At 57.9% G+C, this 5,022-nt stretch carries 2 rRNA genes; both read right to left on the bottom strand.

What is annotated here, in order from left to right:
• Positions 1-22 precede the first annotated feature (22 nt).
• A 23S ribosomal RNA gene (locus QIT00_RS38495) occupies positions 23-3,149 on the bottom strand.
• A gap of 305 nt (positions 3,150-3,454) precedes the next feature.
• Positions 3,455-4,982: ribosomal RNA gene (locus QIT00_RS38490) — 16S ribosomal RNA — on the bottom strand.
• The 16S and 23S rRNA genes sit together here, the layout of an rRNA operon.
• Positions 4,983-5,022 lie beyond the last annotated feature (40 nt).

Genomic DNA, 5,022 nt, shown 5'->3' with positions numbered 1-5,022 from the left:
AACACAGTGGACGCGAGCAACTGAGGACAAGCCCTCGGCCTATTAGTACCGGTCAGCTCCACACCTTACGGTGCTTCCACATCCGGCCTATCAACCCAGTCGTCTACTGGGAGCCTTAACCCCTCAAAGGGGGTGGGAGTCCTCATCTCGAAGCAGGCTTCCCGCTTAGATGCTTTCAGCGGTTATCCTTTCCGAACGTAGCCAACCAGCCATGCCCTTGGCAGGACAACTGGCACACCAGAGGTTCGTCCGTCCCGGTCCTCTCGTACTAGGGACAGCCCTTCTCAAGACTCCTACGCGCACAGCGGATAGGGACCGAACTGTCTCACGACGTTCTAAACCCAGCTCGCGTACCGCTTTAATGGGCGAACAGCCCAACCCTTGGGACCGACTCCAGCCCCAGGATGCGACGAGCCGACATCGAGGTGCCAAACCATCCCGTCGATATGGACTCTTGGGGAAGATCAGCCTGTTATCCCCGGGGTACCTTTTATCCGTTGAGCGACGGCGCTTCCACAAGCCACCGCCGGATCACTAGTCCCGACTTTCGTCCCTGCTCGACCCGTCGGTCTCACAGTCAAGCTCCCTTGTGCACTTACACTCAACACCTGATTGCCAACCAGGCTGAGGGAACCTTTGGGCGCCTCCGTTACCCTTTGGGAGGCAACCGCCCCAGTTAAACTACCCATCAGACACTGTCCCTGATCCGGATCACGGACCCAGGTTAGACATCCAGCACGACCAGAGTGGTATTTCAACGACGACTCCACAACCACTGGCGTGGCCGCTTCAAAGTCTCCCACCTATCCTACACAAGCCGAACCGAACACCAATATCAAACTGTAGTAAAGGTCCCGGGGTCTTTCCGTCCTGCTGCGCGAAACGAGCATCTTTACTCGTAGTGCAATTTCACCGGGCCTATGGTTGAGACAGTCGAGAAGTCGTTACGCCATTCGTGCAGGTCGGAACTTACCCGACAAGGAATTTCGCTACCTTAGGATGGTTATAGTTACCACCGCCGTTTACTGGCGCTTAAGTTCTCAGCTTCGCACGCCCGAAAGCGCACTAACCGGTCCCCTTAACGTTCCAGCACCGGGCAGGCGTCAGTCCGTATACATCGCCTTACGGCTTCGCACGGACCTGTGTTTTTAGTAAACAGTCGCTTCTCGCTGGTCTCTGCGGCCACCCCCAGCTCAGACCGTAAAGATCATCACCAGGAATGGCCCCCCTTCTCCCGAAGTTACGGGGGCATTTTGCCGAGTTCCTTAACCATAGTTCACCCGAACGCCTCGGTATTCTCTACCTGACCACCTGAGTCGGTTTAGGGTACGGGCCGCCATGAAACTCGCTAGAGGCTTTTCTCGACAGCATAGGATCATCCACTTCACCACAATCGGCTCGGCATCAGGTCTCAGCCTCAATGTGTGACGGATTTGCCTATCACACGGCCTACACCCTTACCCCGGGACAACCACCGCCCGGGCTGGACTACCTTCCTGCGTCACCCCATCACTCACCTACTACCACCTTGGGTCAGCGGCTCCACCACTCCCGTCAACAGCAAAGCTGAAGACGGGCGGCTTCACGGCCTTAGCATTAATGGGCTCGATGTTGGGCGCTTCAAAGCGGGTACCGGAATATCAACCGGTTGTCCATCGACTACGCCTGTCGGCCTCGCCTTAGGTCCCGACTTACCCTGGGCAGATCAGCTTGACCCAGGAACCCTTAGTCAATCGGCGCACACGTTTCTCACGTGTGTATCGCTACTCATGCCTGCATTCTCACTCGTGAACCGTCCACAACTCGCTTCCGCGGCTGCTTCACCCGGCACACGACGCTCCCCTACCCAACCAGACGGGCGTTGGCCCTCATGTCTGATTGACACGACTTCGGCGGTACGCTTGAGCCCCGCTACATTGTCGGCGCGGAATCACTTGACCAGTGAGCTATTACGCACTCTTTCAAGGGTGGCTGCTTCTAAGCCAACCTCCTGGTTGTCTCTGCGACTCCACATCCTTTCCCACTTAGCGTACGCTTAGGGGCCTTAGTCGATGCTCTGGGCTGTTTCCCTCTCGACCATGGAGCTTATCCCCCACAGTCTCACTGCCGCGCTCTCACTTACCGGCATTCGGAGTTTGGCTAAGGTCAGTAACCCGGTAGGGCCCATCGCCTATCCAGTGCTCTACCTCCGGCAAGAAACACACGACGCTGCACCTAAATGCATTTCGGGGAGAACCAGCTATCACGGAGTTTGATTGGCCTTTCACCCCTAACCACAGGTCATCCCCCAGGTTTTCAACCCTGGTGGGTTCGGTCCTCCACGACCTCTTACAGCCGCTTCAACCTGCCCATGGCTAGATCACTCCGCTTCGGGTCTAGAGCGTGCAACTCAAACGCCCTGTTCGGACTCGCTTTCGCTACGGCTTCCCCACACGGGTTAACCTCGCTACACACCGCTAACTCGCAGGCTCATTCTTCAAAAGGCACGCAGTCACGACTGACAGAACAAGTTCCGCCAGCGACGCTCCCACGGCTTGTAGGCACACGGTTTCAGGTACTATTTCACTCCGCTCCCGCGGTACTTTTCACCATTCCCTCACGGTACTATCCGCTATCGGTCACCAGGGAATATTTAGGCTTAGCGGGTGGTCCCGCCAGATTCACACGGGATTTCTCGGGCCCCGTGCTACTTGGGTGTCTCTCAAACGAGCCGCTGACGTTTCGACTACGGGGGTCTTACCCTCTACGCCGGACCTTTCGCATGTCCTTCGCCTACATCAACGGTTTCTGACTCGCCTCACAGCCGGCAGACTGTGAAAGAGAGATCCCACAACCCCGCATGCGCAACCCCTGCCGGGTCTCACACGCATACGGTTTGGCCTCATCCGGTTTCGCTCGCCACTACTCCCGGAATCACGGTTGTTTTCTCTTCCTGAGGGTACTGAGATGTTTCACTTCCCCTCGTTCCCTCCACACTGCCTATGTGTTCAGCAGCGGGTGACAGCCCATGACGACTGCCGGGTTTCCCCATTCGGAAACCCCCGGATCAAAGCCTGGTTGACGACTCCCCGGGGACTATCGTGGCCTCCCACGTCCTTCATCGGTTCCTGGTGCCAAGGCATCCACCGTGCGCCCTTAAAAACTTGGCCACAGATGCTCGCGTCCACTGTGCAGTTCTCAAACAACGACCAACCACCCATCACCCCGGAACCAGCGTTCCGAGTGCACTGGGGTCGGCACCGAAGACAGCCAGCCATACGGCCGTGCCTTCAGACACCCAACAGCGTGCCCAACACGTTCAGTTGACGATCTGCGTTCCACGCCGAAGCAGTACTAGCAGTCCTCATCCTGACCGTGCCGAGTAGTCAACGTTCCACCCATGAGCAACCAGCATCAGACATTCGCTGATGTTCTGGCCTCTGGACTGCCGAGGCAGCCTAGAAGTGCTCCTTAGAAAGGAGGTGATCCAGCCGCACCTTCCGGTACGGCTACCTTGTTACGACTTCGTCCCAATCGCCAGTCCCACCTTCGACAGCTCCCTCCCACAAGGGGTTGGGCCACCGGCTTCGGGTGTTACCGACTTTCGTGACGTGACGGGCGGTGTGTACAAGGCCCGGGAACGTATTCACCGCAGCAATGCTGATCTGCGATTACTAGCGACTCCGACTTCATGGGGTCGAGTTGCAGACCCCAATCCGAACTGAGACCGGCTTTTTGAGATTCGCTCCACCTCGCGGTATCGCAGCTCATTGTACCGGCCATTGTAGCACGTGTGCAGCCCAAGACATAAGGGGCATGATGACTTGACGTCGTCCCCACCTTCCTCCGAGTTGACCCCGGCGGTCTCCCGTGAGTCCCCAGCACCACAAGGGCCTGCTGGCAACACGGGACAAGGGTTGCGCTCGTTGCGGGACTTAACCCAACATCTCACGACACGAGCTGACGACAGCCATGCACCACCTGTACACCGACCACAAGGGGGCGCCCATCTCTGGACGTTTCCGGTGTATGTCAAGCCTTGGTAAGGTTCTTCGCGTTGCGTCGAATTAAGCCACATGCTCCGCCGCTTGTGCGGGCCCCCGTCAATTCCTTTGAGTTTTAGCCTTGCGGCCGTACTCCCCAGGCGGGGCACTTAATGCGTTAGCTGCGGCACGGACGACGTGGAATGTCGCCCACACCTAGTGCCCACCGTTTACGGCGTGGACTACCAGGGTATCTAATCCTGTTCGCTCCCCACGCTTTCGCTCCTCAGCGTCAGTATCGGCCCAGAGATCCGCCTTCGCCACCGGTGTTCCTCCTGATATCTGCGCATTTCACCGCTACACCAGGAATTCCGATCTCCCCTACCGAACTCTAGCCTGCCCGTATCGACTGCAGACCCGGGGTTAAGCCCCGGGCTTTCACAACCGACGCGACAAGCCGCCTACGAGCTCTTTACGCCCAATAATTCCGGACAACGCTTGCGCCCTACGTATTACCGCGGCTGCTGGCACGTAGTTAGCCGGCGCTTCTTCTGCAGGTACCGTCACTTTCGCTTCTTCCCTGCTGAAAGAGGTTTACAACCCGAAGGCCGTCATCCCTCACGCGGCGTCGCTGCATCAGGCTTTCGCCCATTGTGCAATATTCCCCACTGCTGCCTCCCGTAGGAGTCTGGGCCGTGTCTCAGTCCCAGTGTGGCCGGTCGCCCTCTCAGGCCGGCTACCCGTCGTCGCCTTGGTAGGCCATCACCCCACCAACAAGCTGATAGGCCGCGGGCTCATCCTTCACCGCCGGAGCTTTCCACACAGAGACCATGCGGTCCTGTGTCATATCCGGTATTAGACCCCGTTTCCAGGGCTTGTCCCAGAGTGAAGGGCAGATTGCCCACGTGTTACTCACCCGTTCGCCACTAATCCACCACCGAAGCGGCTTCATCGTTCGACTTGCATGTGTTAAGCACGCCGCCAGCGTTCGTCCTGAGCCAGGATCAAACTCTCCGTGAATGTTTACCGGTAATCCGGTTCAACACCACGAGAGCGGAAC

Source organism: Streptomyces luteolus (assembly GCF_029968015.1).
GTDB classification, from domain to species: Bacteria; Actinomycetota; Actinomycetes; order Streptomycetales; family Streptomycetaceae; genus Streptomyces; species Streptomyces luteolus.
Note: the sequence above shows the minus strand (reverse complement) of the source record. Positions and strands in the feature narration are given on the sequence as shown.